At 34.7% G+C, this 331-nt stretch carries 1 protein-coding gene; it reads left to right on the top strand.

What is annotated here, in order from left to right; genetic code table 11:
- Positions 1–316: IS3 family transposase (locus KTH90_RS24770; protein ID WP_238727629.1), on the top strand; the 316-nt coding region annotated here is incomplete at its 5' end.
- Positions 317–331: the final 15 nt, after the last annotated feature.

Raw genomic sequence — 331 nt, forward strand, 5'->3', positions numbered from 1 at the left:
TCCTAATGCTCATCCATTATGTCATTCTGATAGAGGTTATCAATACACAAGCCGTACTTTTCATGCAAAATTAGAAGCTGCTGGAATGACTCAAAGTATGTCCAGAGTTGCTAAATGTATTGATAACGGTCCAATGGAAGGTTTCTGGGGAATCATAAAGAGAGAACGTTACTACGGCAAAAAATTTAATAATCGTGAATCTCTTGTAACTATGATTGATGATTATATCGAGTATTACAATAACAAACGATTGCAAAGAAATTTGGGAGTATTAACTCCTTTTGAAAAATACGAACAATATATGTTGGCAGCATAAAAACTGCCACCAGCT

The organism is Diplocloster modestus (genome assembly GCF_019042245.1).
GTDB lineage: Bacteria > Bacillota > Clostridia > Lachnospirales > Lachnospiraceae > Diplocloster > Diplocloster modestus.